The sequence below is a fragment of the Bacillus sp. 2D03 genome (assembly GCF_003946765.1).
GTDB classification, from domain to species: domain Bacteria; phylum Bacillota; class Bacilli; order Bacillales; family Bacillaceae_G; genus Bacillus_A; species Bacillus_A cereus.
In genome coordinates this window covers 299,724-314,989 of sequence record NZ_RPSJ01000006.1, presented here as the reverse complement: position 1 = coordinate 314,989, position 15,266 = coordinate 299,724, and the positions used below count along the sequence as shown (strand labels likewise).

Below are 15,266 nucleotides of genomic sequence, written 5' to 3'. Positions count from 1 at the left end.
TCAGTAGAATGAAGCCTTTTTACTTTATAGCACTCTTATTTAATAGGTTTGCTTTAATTATGAATACAATTGTACCTAAAACAATTAATATAGCATATACGATACCAACTACATTACCTATTTTTTCTAAGCCAAGCGGTAATATTATAGTAGCAACTCCAACTATATAAGAAAATGCTCCTGAAAGCTTCGCTAATTTATTTTTATCTCCAACAAACGTTTCTTCTTGATATCCTGCTAACAAAAACAACCTCTTTTTCACATGTATTTGATACCCTAAAAAAATGATAAGTAACCCAACAAATAAACAAACTAAAAATCCAGCTAACATATCCTCCCCCTCCTCTACAATATTTTACTATACATAAAAAACAAATTAGAAATTTCAGTTTATTAACACGTCATTCTGTGATATATTGCATATTGTATTCAATTTGTATTTTTAGAAAGGAGAATTTTAGATCATATGGATTCAAATCGATTAAAAGGAATTATAATGGTCATAATCGGTGCTTGTTTATGGGGCTTGTCTGGTACAGCTGCACAACAACTTTTTCAATATGACAATGTTTCAACCGAATGGTTAGTTACGATCCGTTTACTTATATCTGGAATTATTTTGCTCATTATTTCCTCATTCGGAACGAGAAAAAAAGAGATATTTAGCATTTGGAAACAAAAATCTGATGCTATTAAAATGATTTTGTTTGGTCTATTCGGTATGCTTGCTGTACAGTATACGTATTTCGCTTCAATTAAAGAAGGAAATGCTGCCGTGGCAACATTATTACAATATTTAGCTCCTATATTCATCACTGTATACTTACTTTTCAAATGGAACGTTCGTCCATCAAAAATTGATTTCATTTCAATTACCCTTTCATTAGTAGGCACTTTTCTCTTACTAACAAACGGGTCTGTTCATAACTTGGCTGTTTCTACACCAGCTATTATTTGGGGGATTTTATCTGGATTATCTCTCGCTTTTTATAGTTTATATTCAAAGGAATTGTTAGAAAAATGGTCTTCCTCCGTTATCGTTGGATGGGGCATGATTATTGGGGGTATTGGTGTAACGATTGTACACTTTATTTCTACAAACGAATTCATTTTATTATCAACTATGAAATATGTAAAACTAAGTACCCTACCGCTCATCACATTTGTCGTCATTTTCGGGACACTTATTGCCTTTTATTTATACTTAGACAGCATACGATACCTGACTCCGAAAGAAACAACATTATTTGGTTGCACAGAACCACTCGCAGCTATTATTTCTTCTGTACTTATATTGCAAGTGCCATTTCAATCTTTTCAGTTATTAGGCGCTTTTTGTGTCATTGTAATGGTGCTCATCTTAAGCCAAAAGCCGGATGAAGGGAAACAAAAATTAAAGCTTGTTCATGCAAAAAAGGAAAATATACAATGAAAGGATTGAATTCACTATGCCTGTCCCTCAAAATTATAAAAAACCAGGAAGAGTTTCAGCAAAATCACTCGTTTTAAATCAACTACAAAATTGGATTATTGAAGGTGTACTGAAGCCCAATGAAAAAATTAATGATGGGGAATTGGCTGAGGCACTAGGAGTAAGCAGAACACCTGTAAGAGAAGCACTTCAAATATTAGAGCTTTCTGGATTAGTGGAAATGGTACCAGGGCAAAAAACGAAAATTGCTCCTATTAAGTTAGACGACGTATCTATCATTTATGAAACGATGGCTGGTCTTCACTCTATTATAGGAAAGCAAGCTCTTCAAAACATTACAAACGCTGATATTCAACTACTTTCTGAAATAAATGAGCATTTTCAGCAATCTATAGAGAAAAAAAACGCAAAACAAGCTTTAGAATTAGATATACAATTCCACAATACAATTTCTTCTATTGCTAAAAACCAATATATTGAACCCTTTCTAGAAAATATGCAACTTCACGTTTTACGTCTTGAATATTTGTTTTTCCAAAACTTTGTTCCAGCAAGTCAATCTATTGAAGAACATCACTCTATCATTCAAGCATTACAGAAGCAGGACGAAAAACAAATGGAACAAATAATGACCCAAAACTGGCTCCGTCCCATGAAAGAAATACAAAAAATAATTTCTACGAAATAAAAAGAGAGCTGGTTACACAAAATCGTAACCAGCTCTCCTTTTACTAATCTATATAGCTACGCCTGAATATTCGCATAATCTTCCATATCTTCGTACTCTTTTTCCAATTCCTCTAAAGACAGCTCGTATAATTGTCGGTCGCGAATCTTAAACACACCTGCTCCAATTAACTCATCAATTAAATGCCTCTTACGATTTTCAACAGCAAAACGGAGTTGACTACTCATCTTTTAAAAAACTCCTTTCTACGATCATTGAAAATGATAATCTCTATCAATTACCACTTTTGATTATAAAAGATGACTCTTTATAAGTAAAGTAATTTCATGAAATATTTACCTTGCAAAGTACTTGTGGCCACATTATATATATGTATGCCGTGCGAAAAATGTTATGACACTTTTTCTTATCCTTTTTCTTTCATACTTTGCAAGTTGTCTCATCATGATTAAATTCACCATCTATTTCTACTTGAATGGTGACATGTTCTACATGAAATTTCTCCTTTAATACATACGTAGCCTCTTTTAATACACTTTTCGTTTCATTCCCTTTAATAATAAGATGACATGTTAATACTTGAAAATCTGATGTGACAGACCATATGTGCAAATCATGAACTTCTTTGACAATCGGAATATTTAATAACGTACTTTTTACCTCTTCAACATTTATGTGCTGTGGTGCACCTTCCATTAATATATGAACCGTATCACGTGTTACACGCCATCCACTAATAATGACTAAAATAGACACAAGAATACTAGCAATCGCATCTGCAGCAGTCCATCCGAAAAATTTAATAAGTAACGCAGCAATAATCGCTCCGACGGAACCCAATAGATCGCCTAGTACGTGCAGGAAAGCACTTCTTAAATTCAAATTACCTTTCACATCTCCGCCTCTCATTAATATCCAAGCTGATAAAATATTAATAAGCAGACCCAGGACTGCAATAATGAGCATCCCATTACTAGCAATCTCAACTGGTTCTTTAAAACGACGGATTGCTTCAATAAAAATGTATACCGAAATGACAATAAGAACGACACCGTTACATAATGCTGCTAACATTTCGACTCGCTTATACCCGTATGTTTTCGCAGTTGTTGCTGTTTTTTCTCCGAGTTTAAACGCAAGTAAACTTAAAGCTAAAGATACTGCATCACTTAGCATATGCCCCGCGTCAGATAGTAGTGCTAAGCTATTTGTTACAAATCCACCAACAACTTCTGCAATCATAAAACTTGTTGTTAGTAGGAAGGCAATTAGTAACGCCTTTTTATTTTTTGAATGACCATGATCATGCGAATGTCCCATACTTATACTCCTTTAAGTACAATATCTGTATGTTAGTATGAAACAAACTCCCCATCTTTATCCCGAATTGACTGATTGTAAACGCCCGCTTCCTCTGTATACACACTTCGCTATTTTTTAAACAATCCCTTTTTCTCAAATAAAACAAGACTACTTCTTTTTTATTTTCATATTGTTTACTAATGAAAGAATTTTTAAGGAGGGGACGAAATTGAAAAGACTGTTTCTCTGTATGGAGCGTGAACTTGTTGTAGTGAAAGAACTATATGGTCACTTTGAAACAACATATCACTTACAAAATATGCAACCTACCTGTATTGCAGTTGATCCATTCCAACAAAACCGTGTATATTGTGGTACATTTGGACGAGGTTTATGGTTAAGTGACGATAGTGGGGATTCATGGAGACCAATTGGAGATTCTTATCGTTACTTTGATTTCCCTAAAGAAGATGGTATTTTGCACTCCTCTATCACTTCCATAACAATAAGCTCAAATGAACAAGTTAACGGATATGGGGTCGTTTATGTCGGCACAGAACCGAGCGCTTTATTTCGCTCTGAAAATGGTGGTGAAACGTGGACTGAACTTAAAAATATGAAATCATTATTATCTTCTTATACATGGGCTTTCCCGCCTAGACCTTTTACCCATCACGTACGCTGGATTACAGTTGATCCAAACAACCCTAATACAATACACGTTTCAATCGAAGCTGGTGCTGTTATTCAAAGTAATGATAAAGGGCATACATGGATTGATAAAAAATTCGGTGCTCCTATCGATGCTCATCAATTACTTATGCACCCTGAAGCACCAAATCGCCTTTATGCATCATGTGGTGACGGATTTATGGGCGGACCTGATCGTGCTTATCTTGAGAGTTATAACAATGGAAACAGCTGGATCTCATGTAGTGCAGGACTTGAACATCATTATTTATACAGCATGGCTATTGATCCGGCTGATTGCGATACAATTCTCGTTTCTGCCGCACCAAGTGCTGACCTCGCTCATCACCGTATTCCTTATGAATCTTATATTTATCGTAAAACGAAAGATACTCCTTTCGAGCAAGTACAACAAGGTCTACCATCTGCAATCGGCACAGTCATCTCAATGTTTGCGACAAATCCTGCAGAACCACATACATTTTACACTTTAAATAACAACGGCGTGTTTCAATCCAATGATAGCGGCAAATCGTGGGAACAACTAAATATTCCTTGGAAAGATGAATATAAAACGCAGCATCCCCATGCGTTACTCGTAACTAGTTCTTAACGAAAAAAGACTGCCTACTTGTTTTAGGCAGTCTCTCTTTTATTTCTTTAAATCAATTACGATATCATCTAGAACAATATCTTTACTCTTCGCTTCTTTTTTCGGCACTTCAATTTTCTTCTCTTTTCCATTCACATATTCCACTCCACCATGATTTTCAGGTGTATGCACTCGTAAGTGTACGCGTGGTGTAACGATAAGCTTTGTTGCATTTTCGTTTAACTTTTGGAATGTAGCACTCCAACTACTTTTATGTGGCTCTGCTACTGTACTACTTCCGCCATTTCCTTCACCAGCATAATGATTTCCTAAATCATCTTTTATTTCTAACTCAACATCCGCACTATCCCATATACTTCTTAATACCTTAGATTCTTCCTGATTGAAAAAAACGATAAATGACATCGGAGTTACTTCCATTTTGTCTATATTTACTTTTATTAATTCATTTTCAGAAACCCCATTAACTTTTACTTCCTTACTATCCATTGCTTTTAAACTAAGCGCGAAATTCCAGTTTCCCTTTATTACATTACCTTCATAATCCAACTCAATTGCCTCTATATCCCACCAAACATTTGCAACATCTAACCTTTCACTACCATGACCACTCATCGTAGTCATACCTACATATTTTCCCTCTCCAACTTTTGTAACATTCGAACTACCTCCTCCGCCATTAAAGCCCATAACTTGCGGACTTCCAAATGGGAACGGTTTCTCTCCTAAATCTTTTTCGCTCTCAATAGAATATGTAATTGTAATTGTTCTACCATCGAATACAGCATCATTAATTGTAACCTTAACCCCATTACTCTCTTTTGTCATATTCAACTCAGTCGAAAATTCCTTATAATTTTCATATAACCCTGTTCTACCATTATCTAAAAATCGGAATATGTCACCTACAATTGGCAATCCCCCGGCATATGTAGGAAATCCGATACCAAGAGTTGCAACCGATAACCCTACTAAAATTGATGCAGCAGCGACACCCTTCTTCCAACTTTTCATCTTTTTCTTCGTACGTATCGATTGTTTTACATTTCGTTTTACTTTTTCCTTTTCAATTTCAGAAGCCTCAATTTCTTCTAATTCTTTTTCATCTATATCAATATCATTTAATAGTTCATAAATGTCTTTCATATTGCACTACCTCCAAAACTAATTTTCGTAGCATTTTGTTGTAGTTTCTTTTTCCCCCGGTACACTCGATTATCAATTGCTGCCCGAGTTAATCCTAACTTGTCACCTATTTCCTCTGTCTTCATACCAAGTAAATATTTCATAATGAACACCTTTTGATCTAGCGGTTCTAATTGATTAATGAGCTTCAATAATTCTTCCCTATCTTCCATAACGATTAATTCGTCTTCTGCTGATTTTTCTGTACTGATATGAAACTCATCTGAAATGATTTCTACTGTTTTAGTCGATTTCCGGTAATAATCAATTGCTTTAAACTTCGCAATCGCTGCAATCCACTTTTTAAAATCACTCGGCTCTCCATGGAATTTATTTGCGTTATTCCAAATGGAAAGAAATATATCGTTTATACATTCCTCTATGAGTCCATCATTTTGAATGGGAAGTAGAACTTTATGCGTGATCCCCTTTATGAGTGGTAAGTATGTATCGACAACGAATTCTAACGCGTCTTCTTTTTGCCGCTGTAATCTTTTTATAAAATTTTTCTCATTTGATTTCATGTAGCGATTCCCCTTATTGTTTTGTAAAAGCTTTTACACCCTATATAACGTCTGAGAAAATTTTTTCTCTCATCTTTTTTATTTTTTGTATGTAATGGAATACTTTCCCTTAGCCATTTTCTCACATAACTATGCATTCAAAGAAAACTTTCTCAAGTCTGTAATTTAATTCATGTAGTACACTATTTATATAGTCACTCTTTAATTTAGTGTACATTTTATTTCATTAATCTATTTTAAAAATTAGGAGATGAGATGTGTATGTGTGGAATTACAGGTTGGGTAGATTGGAAAGAAGACCTTTCAAATCAACATGTTATTTTAAAAAAGATGGCAAATAGTATTGAGCATCGTGGTCCGGATGCTGAAGGATTTTGGTTTTCACCTCATGCGGCCTTTGCACACCGGCGTTTAATTGTAATTGATCCAGAAGGCGGGACACAGCCTAAGACATTTCGTGCTGGTGATTATACGTATGCTCTTACTTATAATGGAGAAATTTATAATTTCCGTGAACTGAGAGAGCAGCTTCAAAAATGTGGGCATGCATTTGAAACCCATTCAGATACAGAAGTATTACTACATGCTTATTTAGAATGGAAAGAAGACTGCGTACGACATTTAAACGGAATTTTCGCTTTTGCCTTATGGGATGATCAGAAGCAACAATTGTTTTTAGCACGAGATCATTTAGGTGTAAAACCACTCTTTTTTACAGAAAGAAATGGCAGTATTATTTTCGGCTCTGAAATTAAAGCATTATTAGCGCATCCATCTGTCCCTGCTGAAATTGATGCGAATGGAATAAATGAAATATTTGGATTAGGCTTATTTCGCACTCCAGGATGTGGCGTCTTTAAACATATTCAAGAAGTACGTGCTGGACATTCTATAACATTTACACGTCATAAAAAAGTAGTTACTAAGTATTGGCATTTAGAAAGTAAGTTCCATACAGACTCTATAGAAGATACATCTTCGCATATTTTATCTATTTTACAAGATACAGTAAAAAGACAATTAATTGCCGATGTTCCTCTCGTTTGTATGTTATCAGGCGGATTAGACTCTAGCGGTATTACTGCACTTGCGGGTAAAGAATTTGCTGCTGAAAATAAAACACTTCATACGTATTCTGTTGACTTTGTAAATAGCGCAAAAGATTTCGAACTGACATTTGCTCGCACTGGTTTAGACGCTCCTTGGGTAAAACGCGTTTCTGAACATGTCGGGACAGCGCATCATGATATTATTGTGAATGCTGAAGAATTAGCAAATCACTTATTCGTTCCCCTTCATGCAAAAGATTTACCGAGTGCTGGTGAAATGGAAACTTCACTATATTTACTATTTTGCGAAATGAAAAAAGATGCGACCGTAGCTTTATCCGGCGAATCGGCTGATGAAGTATTCGGTGGATATCCTTGGTTTCATCAAGAAGAACTACTATATGTAGATAAGTTTCCTTGGCTAACAAATTGGAAAAATACATCTCCTCTTCTACTAAATGAAGTAAGTAACCAATGTAATCTAGAAGACTATATTGATACACGATTCCAAGAAGCGATACTTGAAGTACCTACTCTTGAAGGCGAAAGTAAAAAATCCGCGAAACAACGTCAAATGTTTTATTTATTTTTAACAAGATTCCTTCCTTTCTTACTTGACCGTAAAGATCGTATGAGTATGGCTGTTGGATTTGAAGTTCGTGTACCGTTTTGCGATTATAGATTAGTTGAATATTTATGGAATGTTCCTTTCAACATAAAAAGTATTGATAATATTGAAAAAGGCATTTTACGTAGAGCACTACAACCAGCTTTACCTGACGATGTACGCAATAGAAGAAAAAGCGCTTATCCAACTTCACAAGATCCACACTACTTACAAACAATCCGTAATTTAACACTTGATATGTGTAACAATAAAAACAATCCTATTTTCTCACTTATTAACCATTCCATCTTACTTTCAATTGCTGATCAAAGTAATAAAGTGATTAACAATTTTGAAGCAAGAAGTGCCATGGAGTATATGCTACAAGTAAATGAATGGTTGAAAACATATCACATCCATATTGCTTAACAAAAAGGAGTTCAAGGATAAAAACCTTGAACTCCTTTTATATTAATTAGCACATTGTTTATTATCAGTATCAATAGACCATCCAATAATCGTGGCACAGTCTCTACCTTTCCACTGCAGTACATTTGTTAATACGGGCTCAATCTGCAAGCTATTTCCGTCGTGTAATATTTCTACTAAAGATTGATCATCATCAAACCTTCGTTTGTCACACTCTAAAATACCGTCCGTTGCCATTACAATGTGATTCATTCCTTTTTCTAATCCTCTTACACCTGACGTAAAGCAAGGTGTATTTGCTGCAAAAATATTTTTCCTGCCAATATATTCGTAATTTTTCCGTTTATTTAATCGTCCTTTTCCATTTTTCGTTTTCTCAGAATGGAATAAATACGCGAAACAATCACCAACTGATAACCAATATAAAAATTCGCCTTTTCGTAAACAAATTAAGCAAGCGAGTTCCTCATCATCTTGATCACACTTTTTAATAAATAACTCATCTGTAAATAACGCTAATAAGTACATATGTGTATGATGAAAAGCTAAATGTATTGGATAGGAAAATAACTCTTTTAATTTCTCTTTTCTTTCTGAAATCGCTTCTATTATATAATCAATATTTTTTGTTTTGTGGTGTGTATCAAAAATCATAACAAATTCAAATTGTAATTCAGGGTCCCACCAAGCAAGTACCGCATCTCCTCGTTCATAGGCATCACTTTCTTGATTTCCCCCATATACGCCGACTGAAAGAGGACCACATTTTTCAACATGTATTTCATCTACATACATCTGTTCATGACTCATCCATTTGAATGTATTCACAACTATCATCCTCTCTCTTGCTAAATGTATACCTTTACACATAGATTACCTTATATTTCAATAAAAATAAACTTTTTCAACATTTTTTATCCAAATAAAAGGATTTTATTTCTAAAACAACGAATATATCTTACTATACGATATAAAAAAGGGGATTTATTATTATGAACAACATTAATCAACATTGGGAGAGCATTTATTATCACTTACGATACGAATACGAGGACAATCTTTCCCACCAAGCAATTCGTATTTTACAAATCGTTTCTCGTGAGAAAGATATAACAATTGGAAAAGTCGCTACTGAGCTTAGCCTTTCTCATAACACAGCATCTGAACATATAAAGCGCCTTATTCAAAAGGGGTTCATCGTTAAAGAGAGAAATAAAAAAGATGAAAGAGTGGTAAACCTTACATTAACAATTGAAGGAATTGAAGTATTAGAAAAACATACTTTACTAGATAAAGAAAAGATAAAAATATTAGAATCACAGTTATCAAAAGAAGAACAACAATTAATTGAAAAAGCATTTTCGTTATTAGCGAAGGAGGCAAAATATGCATTTCCTCGTTAAAGTAATCGTTTCGGCACTTATTATCGGCGTTATCACTGAAGTCGCTAAACACTACAGTACGATAGGTGGCTTTATTGCTGCCCTTCCTCTCGTGAGTTTAATTAGTCTATTTTGGATTTCATTTGAAGGCGGGAATAAACAAGAATTGAGTCAATTTGCTTTAGGGGTATTATATGGATTCCCCGCATCAGCACTACTATTATTTATCGTCTATATTGGTTTAAAAAATTCATTTACACTTAGTACATCTGTCCTACTCGGTATAGGTGTTTGGTGTATCGTTTTTGCTTTTCAAAAATTATTTCAAGCTTAGGGGGAATTAACATTCATAAATTTGTAGAAATAATGGGGCAAAATATAGAAGTACATATAAAAGGAATTGGTAAACAAACTGTAGTCATTCAAACCGGAATGAGTTGCTCATTTTATGATTGGTTTCCTATTATAGAAAAGCTTTCAGAGCACTTTACAGTCGTTTCATACCATCGCCCAGGTTACGGGAAAAGTGATTTAGGCAATCAGCCACGTACAATAAGGCAAGTTACAAAAGAGCTACATATGTTACTAAACAAACTAGCTATTCAAGAGCCATTTATTCTAATCGGTCATTCCTATGGAGGATTATGTGCACAACATTTTGCAATGTTACATGAAGATAAGCTGCAAGCACTTATTTTAGTTGATTCTACTTCGATGAACTTACACCGTTTAGATGAACTTCATTTACCAATTTCTGATCAAACTGACTCGGATGATATGTGGCTTAAAAAATATAATACATACTCCAAAATGGATGTAGACACACTTTATAATGAACTAAAACCTATTCTCACCGATCAATCAAAACAGCAAATTGGATTCTCTACCTCGCCTTCATTATATAAAGCGACAGCTTCTGAACTATCGGAGTGGAAAAACTGTGCTCTCTCACTAAAAGAGCTATGTAAAACATTAGAAATACCATTAATCGTTATCGGTAGAGATCCTCAATATTCTATTACTCAATTGACTAATGGTGGCATGCCAGAAGAGGAAGCAACACAACTTGAAGCAATGTGGCAAGAACTGATCCATGAACAATTACAACTCTCAATACATAGCCAATATATACTTGCCGAACATGCTGGTCACGGAATCGAAATTGATCGGCCTGATATTATTATTGGGGCTGTTCAATCTCTATAAATAAAAAAAGGAAGCAACTAAAGTTGCTTCCTTACTTATCTATTCATAATCTTCTTCATCATCGATTTCTTCGTAATAAGCATTCCCATTACTTACATAAATAGGGCCATTCGCAACATCAATACGTAATACCCATGCCCATGGCACAGCTAAACGCTTATGTATTGCTCGCCAAAAGCTCATTGATTTTCTTTCGTACTCCTGGAACTCCTGAAGTAACTCTTTATAGGAGGAACCGTCTAACTGAATATTTGCTTCTAGCAAACGAGAATGGGCATAGTACTGCAGCTCTAGTTCAGCAGCAATTTCCATTTCTTCTTCTGTTGCCATACCAATAATTGTTCCATCTGCTGGTGCAATTTCATATACGTTGTGAACTTCAATAAGCCCTTCTTTCTCTTTCTCAAACATGTAAACAGCCTCCTTTAACATATATTTTTTATGTTACAAAGTCATACTTCTACAATAACTTCTCTCTTTCCTCTTTTTTTGATAAACTTTTACAAAATATTTAACCGATGACCTGTTTTCTCTATTCTTTCAGCAGAAATGAAACGATTTTTATCAAAATTTAATTTATACACATCAGGCATATGAAGTGTTTTCCAAAACTCCAAATCATATTTCGAATTAAAATAATTCATTAGTAATACCATAATATTCCCATGCGTACCTATTACAATATTCTTACCTTCATATTTTTTTAATATATTTTGTATACATATTACAGCGCGCTTTTGTGCTACAGTATTTGATTCTCCGCCTTCGTATGCAAAACTCCAATCTTTCCACATATTCTGCATAGCATCATTAAAATTTGATACTGGCTCTGTGCTCAATAATCTTTCACGCAAATCTTCTTCAGTTTGTATTGATAATTTATATGTATTCGCAATTCCTTGTACAGTTTGGATTGCTCTTTTGTAAGGACTAGAAATAACAACATCAATATGTTTATCTTTTAATAAATGCGTTACATTTTCTGCATCACAGTGCCCTTTTTCAGATAAAGGTCGTTCCCGTTCTTCTTTTGTATATGTAGAATGGGCATGGCGAACGAAATATATTGTTGTCATTTTTCAACCTCCTTTCTTATTTTCCATCTATATTCAATAATAAGATTGGAAAATCCTGTATTACAAAAGAGCACTTTTCATAAGTGCCCCTTTGTTTACATAATAAAATTATTTCATTATAATTTATTTCTGAATTCCTCACTTATGACAATATCTCGAATAAAGTAATCCATATTACTTAGAAGTTTTTCAAATGCTTTTTCACTCAAATTGTTCATCATAAAGACAATCTCAATCTTATTCCCTTTTTTATCAGTACCATAGAAACTATTTGTTAATACAAATGCCGTAGAACCACCTTTCTGTCCAGCAAATTCGAATATACCCTCTCCTACGGTTCCTTTAAATATATTCTCAACCTCACCTTGCATTTGTGGTGTAAAATAATTTCTGCTATTTATCTTTTCCAATAAACTCATGTAATCCTTCGCATTTGCACCTATAAACCGATCTGACCAAATACGCTGAAAATCCATATCGGCTTTTAACGATATCTCGCGTTTTGTCCATTCTTTCTCGTCTTTCATCCATTCATGTATTTGCCATACATGCTTAACATATTCATCATTAGACATATTACGTAGCTTGTCCAATGCTTTATTTTGAGGAATATGCAGTTCTTTTTCAACATAGCCCCTCATATATAATGCCCCTGTATACGTTGGATAAAATTCATCGTGACTATTTAAGCCTAACTCTTTCAAACTTTCATTTATCCGCGCTGCTCCAAGCTTGTCCAATAAATATGATGCATTCGCATTCGAACTATAATGGATCATTCCTTTCACTACTTCTTCTAAAGAAGTTTGACCACCCTTCACTAACTCTTTACCTTTTACATCATCTAGCCATGCAGGGTGTGCACCACCATCAGTATTTTTCACATAGTATTTTTCTAATTCTTTCAATGAAATTTTCTCGTCTTTTCTTATTTTCCCTTCAGCTACTTGCTTAGCATATTCAATTGCTATAACGATTTTCGACATACTTGCTAGCGGTAATTTTTCTTTTTCATTTATTGATGTCAATGTTTCACCATTTCTTTTAACAATTAAAGAAGTTGTTTTATCATCCTTATGTTCTTTTATGTAATTTAGCACATAATTAGAGTCTTCTTTGGAATTGACATATTCCTTCACTGAAAAGAAAGCTATACAGCCTACTATAGTAATTCCAGCTATAATTCCAACAACTTTTAATCCCCTCATGATACTCCCCCTAAAATAAACATATTATATATTATACTAAATAAATTTCCCTTTTTAAGTAATAATTAGATTATTTATACAAAAATACCTCTTTTCTTAAACAACAAAAAAACATGCCTTCATTAGGAAAGCACGTTTTGTGATATTCTTCACATTGTTTAGTTAAAAAATAAATGTTTACTTACCATGATGTAACATTAAATCACTAAGTTCTTCTTCAATGTGATTTAATTTCGCAACGCCTTCTTTCCATTTATGAATATAACGTGAAACCCCAACGAAAAACAAAACAATAATTGTGGAAAGAATAATACCATATACGATTGCTACAGTACTCATAGTTACACTTCCTTATAATTAGTAATGTGGTTATTAGTTATATTTTTATTATAAACCTTTTTCTTTTAAAATACTTCGATTTCAACTTTTTGTAACAAAATTGATTTTTCTAACATTTCGTTCGTGAAAATGGCATATTTTTCACAAATTATACAAAACTTCACCATATGTACTATTACCATATGAGTTATATTATTAAATAGAATAAAGGGGATGATATACTATGACGACTTGGTTTATTGTAATGTTAGTTGTATTTGGAGCATTTAAAATTATCGTTTCTAGCCTTCCTAACACTGTTATTGAATCCATTATTAGCAAGTACGAAACACATCCAAAACTTGAAGAAGAGAATGTGACTATTACAATTCATGGAAATAACGTAGAAGGCGAACAGAAATCAAAAATTATTCATGATTTTAACGAAGGTTTATTTTTAGATCGCTATTATGCACCACCACACAATGAGGGTACGCCTTTAATTATCAATGCAAAACGTGGCAAAAAGAATTTTACATTTTATATTTATAGTCACGAGGAGCATGTTGATGTTGTAAAACAATATAAAAAGAAGGTAGTTGCTTATAGTTTACGCTCTAAAAACCTTCAAAATAGTGATATGTTCGTGTCAGCTGACTTAGCTTAATACTCATATATTAGAAAAAGGAATCCAAGAAATATGGATTCCTTTTTTTCTCATTTACTGAAAAATAAGCTCTGTCTTCAAACTATCTTTCGGTAATAACCAGCCTTTTTTCTCTAAACTCGCCATTAATAATTCCCTTTGTTTTGTCGCAATACTTTCTTCATTTGTTTTAAATGACACTTCTATTACGAAGTCATCTTCTAATTTTCCGGTATTACTTAATGGCCAAATTTCAATATTTGCTTTTATGTTTTCAAACTCTCCTGTATATCGTTTCATTAATACAGGACCGTAAATACGGGAATTCTTTAACATTTCCTCTCCCCAATTTGTATACAACCATTTGTTCATTTTCCCTGGTAATTTTTCTATTAACATGTTTTGAGCAGCTTGTTCATTTGGTAAATCAAGTATCCCATATCCTTTAGCGCTGTAACTTTTCTTATTTGAAATGCTTAATGTTTTCTTCTCAAATCCCCAATCTATTTCCGCCTCATAACTATCCGTATTACTATCGAATCCTTCTTTTTTAGCTACTTCTAGTGCATCTTGAATTACACCATTTGGAATAGGATATCTTTTTTTATATGTTAATTCAAAATCTTTACTAAATTCTTTCTTTCGAATTCTAGCAAACCAACCTTCCTCGCTTAAACTTTTATTCGCAGTATCTAAAAATTGCACTTGTATTCTTTCATATTTTGTACCAGCCTGGAAATGTTCTAGCACCTCTTGCTTCATCTCTTTGTTATCACCTAATACTTGTTCTGGCTTCAATAATAACTTTACTTCAAAACTAGGTTTCATTGGACTAGCTGCAAACCCTTCCTTAACGTTATAAAGGAAACAACAAAAGAAAATGCTGACGAATACAAATACTTTTTTCATAT

At 33.7% G+C, this 15,266-nt stretch carries 20 protein-coding genes; 8 read left to right on the top strand and 12 right to left on the bottom strand.

Annotated features, from left to right (window positions below; all coding sequences use genetic code 11):
* Positions 1-19: 19 nt before the first annotated feature.
* Positions 20-331: a DUF3784 domain-containing protein gene (locus EBQ15_RS16380; RefSeq protein ID WP_000879375.1), complete on the bottom strand. Its 312-nt coding sequence runs from the start codon at positions 329-331 to the stop codon at positions 20-22.
* 135 nt (positions 332-466) lie between these two features.
* On the opposite strand from EBQ15_RS16380, the gene EBQ15_RS16375 reads away from it, so the two are divergent.
* Together EBQ15_RS16375 and EBQ15_RS16370 are read left to right on the top strand one after the other, a co-directional pair.
* Positions 467-1,432, top strand: coding sequence for a DMT family transporter (locus EBQ15_RS16375; protein WP_000378087.1), 966 nt, complete (start codon positions 467-469; stop codon positions 1,430-1,432).
* A gap of 16 nt (positions 1,433-1,448) precedes the next feature.
* The gene (locus EBQ15_RS16370; RefSeq protein ID WP_001987091.1) at positions 1,449-2,120 is read left to right on the top strand and encodes a GntR family transcriptional regulator; all 672 of its coding nucleotides are present in this window, start codon (positions 1,449-1,451) and stop codon (positions 2,118-2,120) included.
* A 56-nt stretch (positions 2,121-2,176) separates the two neighbouring features.
* Here EBQ15_RS16370 and fbpA read toward each other — a convergent pair whose 3' ends face one another.
* Positions 2,177-2,347, bottom strand: coding sequence for a Fur-regulated basic protein FbpA (gene fbpA / locus EBQ15_RS16365; RefSeq protein ID WP_000098302.1), 171 nt, complete (start codon positions 2,345-2,347; stop codon positions 2,177-2,179).
* 193 nt (positions 2,348-2,540) lie between these two features.
* Positions 2,541-3,440, bottom strand: a complete 900-nt coding sequence (locus EBQ15_RS16360) for a cation diffusion facilitator family transporter (RefSeq protein ID WP_000510033.1) — start codon at positions 3,438-3,440, stop codon at positions 2,541-2,543.
* Positions 3,441-3,651: 211 nt separating this feature from the next.
* Between EBQ15_RS16360 and EBQ15_RS16355 the strand changes: the two genes are divergently transcribed.
* A complete protein-coding gene (locus tag EBQ15_RS16355) occupies positions 3,652-4,725 on the top strand; it encodes a WD40/YVTN/BNR-like repeat-containing protein (RefSeq protein WP_001987089.1) in 1,074 nt (357 codons plus the stop codon).
* Positions 4,726-4,764: 39 nt separating this feature from the next.
* Here the strand turns inward: EBQ15_RS16355 and EBQ15_RS16350 are convergent, their stop codons facing one another.
* Entirely contained in the window at positions 4,765-5,871 is a 1,107-nt protein-coding gene (locus tag EBQ15_RS16350; RefSeq protein ID WP_000653124.1) for a DUF4179 domain-containing protein, read from the bottom strand.
* On the bottom strand, positions 5,868-6,434 hold the full coding sequence (locus tag EBQ15_RS16345; RefSeq protein ID WP_000840006.1) for a sigma-70 family RNA polymerase sigma factor: 567 nt from the start codon (positions 6,432-6,434) through the stop codon (positions 5,868-5,870). Before EBQ15_RS16345 ends, EBQ15_RS16350 begins: the two co-directional genes overlap by 4 nt.
* Positions 6,435-6,695: 261 nt before the next feature.
* Between EBQ15_RS16345 and asnB the strand changes: the two genes are divergently transcribed.
* Positions 6,696-8,519: an asparagine synthase (glutamine-hydrolyzing) gene (gene asnB, locus EBQ15_RS16340; RefSeq protein WP_000333935.1), complete on the top strand. Its 1,824-nt coding sequence runs from the start codon at positions 6,696-6,698 to the stop codon at positions 8,517-8,519.
* A gap of 42 nt (positions 8,520-8,561) precedes the next feature.
* Here asnB and EBQ15_RS16335 read toward each other — a convergent pair whose 3' ends face one another.
* Positions 8,562-9,389, bottom strand: coding sequence for a PP2C family serine/threonine-protein phosphatase (locus EBQ15_RS16335; protein WP_001999549.1), 828 nt, complete (start codon positions 9,387-9,389; stop codon positions 8,562-8,564).
* Between the two features lie 122 nt (positions 9,390-9,511).
* Here EBQ15_RS16335 and EBQ15_RS16330 point away from each other — a divergent pair, with 122 nt between their 5' ends.
* The 3 genes from EBQ15_RS16330 to EBQ15_RS16320 are packed head-to-tail and all read left to right on the top strand — an operon-like array spanning position 9,512 to position 11,107.
* A complete protein-coding gene (locus EBQ15_RS16330; RefSeq protein ID WP_001059785.1) occupies positions 9,512-9,922 on the top strand; it encodes a MarR family winged helix-turn-helix transcriptional regulator in 411 nt (136 codons plus the stop codon).
* A complete protein-coding gene (locus EBQ15_RS16325) occupies positions 9,906-10,235 on the top strand; it encodes a DUF3147 family protein (protein WP_000545626.1) in 330 nt (109 codons plus the stop codon). Before EBQ15_RS16330 ends, EBQ15_RS16325 begins: the two co-directional genes overlap by 17 nt.
* On the top strand, positions 10,196-11,107 hold the full coding sequence (locus EBQ15_RS16320) for an alpha/beta fold hydrolase (RefSeq protein WP_002098609.1): 912 nt from the start codon (positions 10,196-10,198) through the stop codon (positions 11,105-11,107). Before EBQ15_RS16325 ends, EBQ15_RS16320 begins: the two co-directional genes overlap by 40 nt.
* Positions 11,108-11,146: 39 nt before the next feature.
* Here EBQ15_RS16320 and EBQ15_RS16315 read toward each other — a convergent pair whose 3' ends face one another.
* From EBQ15_RS16315 to EBQ15_RS16295, 5 genes are all read right to left on the bottom strand, one after another.
* On the bottom strand, positions 11,147-11,518 hold the full coding sequence (locus EBQ15_RS16315; RefSeq protein ID WP_000461766.1) for a hypothetical protein: 372 nt from the start codon (positions 11,516-11,518) through the stop codon (positions 11,147-11,149).
* A gap of 89 nt (positions 11,519-11,607) precedes the next feature.
* Positions 11,608-12,183 carry a histidine phosphatase family protein gene (locus tag EBQ15_RS16310; RefSeq protein ID WP_000208264.1) on the bottom strand — a complete coding sequence of 192 codons (576 nt, stop codon included), beginning with the start codon at positions 12,181-12,183 and terminating at the stop codon, positions 11,608-11,610.
* A gap of 116 nt (positions 12,184-12,299) precedes the next feature.
* Positions 12,300-13,391, bottom strand: coding sequence for a serine hydrolase (locus tag EBQ15_RS16305; RefSeq protein ID WP_001214673.1), 1,092 nt, complete (start codon positions 13,389-13,391; stop codon positions 12,300-12,302).
* Positions 13,392-13,568: 177 nt separating this feature from the next.
* The gene (locus tag EBQ15_RS16300; protein WP_000108701.1) at positions 13,569-13,730 is read right to left on the bottom strand and encodes a hypothetical protein; all 162 of its coding nucleotides are present in this window, start codon (positions 13,728-13,730) and stop codon (positions 13,569-13,571) included.
* A 65-nt stretch (positions 13,731-13,795) separates the two neighbouring features.
* The gene (locus EBQ15_RS16295) at positions 13,796-13,912 is read right to left on the bottom strand and encodes a hypothetical protein (RefSeq protein WP_001987133.1); all 117 of its coding nucleotides are present in this window, start codon (positions 13,910-13,912) and stop codon (positions 13,796-13,798) included.
* 41 nt (positions 13,913-13,953) lie between these two features.
* On the opposite strand from EBQ15_RS16295, the gene EBQ15_RS16290 reads away from it, so the two are divergent.
* Positions 13,954-14,376, top strand: coding sequence for a YfmQ family protein (locus EBQ15_RS16290; protein ID WP_000214592.1), 423 nt, complete (start codon positions 13,954-13,956; stop codon positions 14,374-14,376).
* A 54-nt stretch (positions 14,377-14,430) separates the two neighbouring features.
* Here EBQ15_RS16290 and EBQ15_RS16285 read toward each other — a convergent pair whose 3' ends face one another.
* Positions 14,431-15,264 (bottom strand): hypothetical protein, encoded by an 834-nt coding sequence (locus tag EBQ15_RS16285; RefSeq protein WP_000755309.1) that lies wholly within the window; start codon positions 15,262-15,264, stop codon positions 14,431-14,433.
* Positions 15,265-15,266: the final 2 nt, after the last annotated feature.

What these genes read in the sequence shown, in the direction of transcription:
- EBQ15_RS16380 (WP_000879375.1), bottom strand. Translation starts at nt 331, where the DNA reads ATGTTAGCTGGATTTTTAGTTTGTTTATTTGTTGGGTTACTTATCATT.
- EBQ15_RS16375 (WP_000378087.1), top strand. Translation starts at nt 467, where the DNA reads ATGGATTCAAATCGATTAAAAGGAATTATAATGGTCATAATCGGTGCT.
- EBQ15_RS16370 (WP_001987091.1), top strand. Translation starts at nt 1,449, where the DNA reads ATGCCTGTCCCTCAAAATTATAAAAAACCAGGAAGAGTTTCAGCAAAA.
- fbpA (WP_000098302.1), bottom strand. Translation starts at nt 2,347, where the DNA reads ATGAGTAGTCAACTCCGTTTTGCTGTTGAAAATCGTAAGAGGCATTTA.
- EBQ15_RS16360 (WP_000510033.1), bottom strand. Translation starts at nt 3,440, where the DNA reads ATGGGACATTCGCATGATCATGGTCATTCAAAAAATAAAAAGGCGTTA.
- EBQ15_RS16350 (WP_000653124.1), bottom strand. Translation starts at nt 5,871, where the DNA reads ATGAAAGACATTTATGAACTATTAAATGATATTGATATAGATGAAAAA.
- EBQ15_RS16345 (WP_000840006.1), bottom strand. Translation starts at nt 6,434, where the DNA reads ATGAAATCAAATGAGAAAAATTTTATAAAAAGATTACAGCGGCAAAAA.
- asnB (WP_000333935.1), top strand. Translation starts at nt 6,696, where the DNA reads ATGTGTGGAATTACAGGTTGGGTAGATTGGAAAGAAGACCTTTCAAAT.
- EBQ15_RS16335 (WP_001999549.1), bottom strand. Translation starts at nt 9,389, where the DNA reads ATGTGTAAAGGTATACATTTAGCAAGAGAGAGGATGATAGTTGTGAAT.
- EBQ15_RS16330 (WP_001059785.1), top strand. Translation starts at nt 9,512, where the DNA reads ATGAACAACATTAATCAACATTGGGAGAGCATTTATTATCACTTACGA.
- EBQ15_RS16325 (WP_000545626.1), top strand. Translation starts at nt 9,906, where the DNA reads ATGCATTTCCTCGTTAAAGTAATCGTTTCGGCACTTATTATCGGCGTT.
- EBQ15_RS16315 (WP_000461766.1), bottom strand. Translation starts at nt 11,518, where the DNA reads ATGTTTGAGAAAGAGAAAGAAGGGCTTATTGAAGTTCACAACGTATAT.
- EBQ15_RS16310 (WP_000208264.1), bottom strand. Translation starts at nt 12,183, where the DNA reads ATGACAACAATATATTTCGTTCGCCATGCCCATTCTACATATACAAAA.
- EBQ15_RS16305 (WP_001214673.1), bottom strand. Translation starts at nt 13,391, where the DNA reads ATGAGGGGATTAAAAGTTGTTGGAATTATAGCTGGAATTACTATAGTA.
- EBQ15_RS16300 (WP_000108701.1), bottom strand. Translation starts at nt 13,730, where the DNA reads ATGAGTACTGTAGCAATCGTATATGGTATTATTCTTTCCACAATTATT.
- EBQ15_RS16295 (WP_001987133.1), bottom strand. Translation starts at nt 13,912, where the DNA reads ATGGTAATAGTACATATGGTGAAGTTTTGTATAATTTGTGAAAAATAT.
- EBQ15_RS16290 (WP_000214592.1), top strand. Translation starts at nt 13,954, where the DNA reads ATGACGACTTGGTTTATTGTAATGTTAGTTGTATTTGGAGCATTTAAA.
- EBQ15_RS16285 (WP_000755309.1), bottom strand. Translation starts at nt 15,264, where the DNA reads ATGAAAAAAGTATTTGTATTCGTCAGCATTTTCTTTTGTTGTTTCCTT.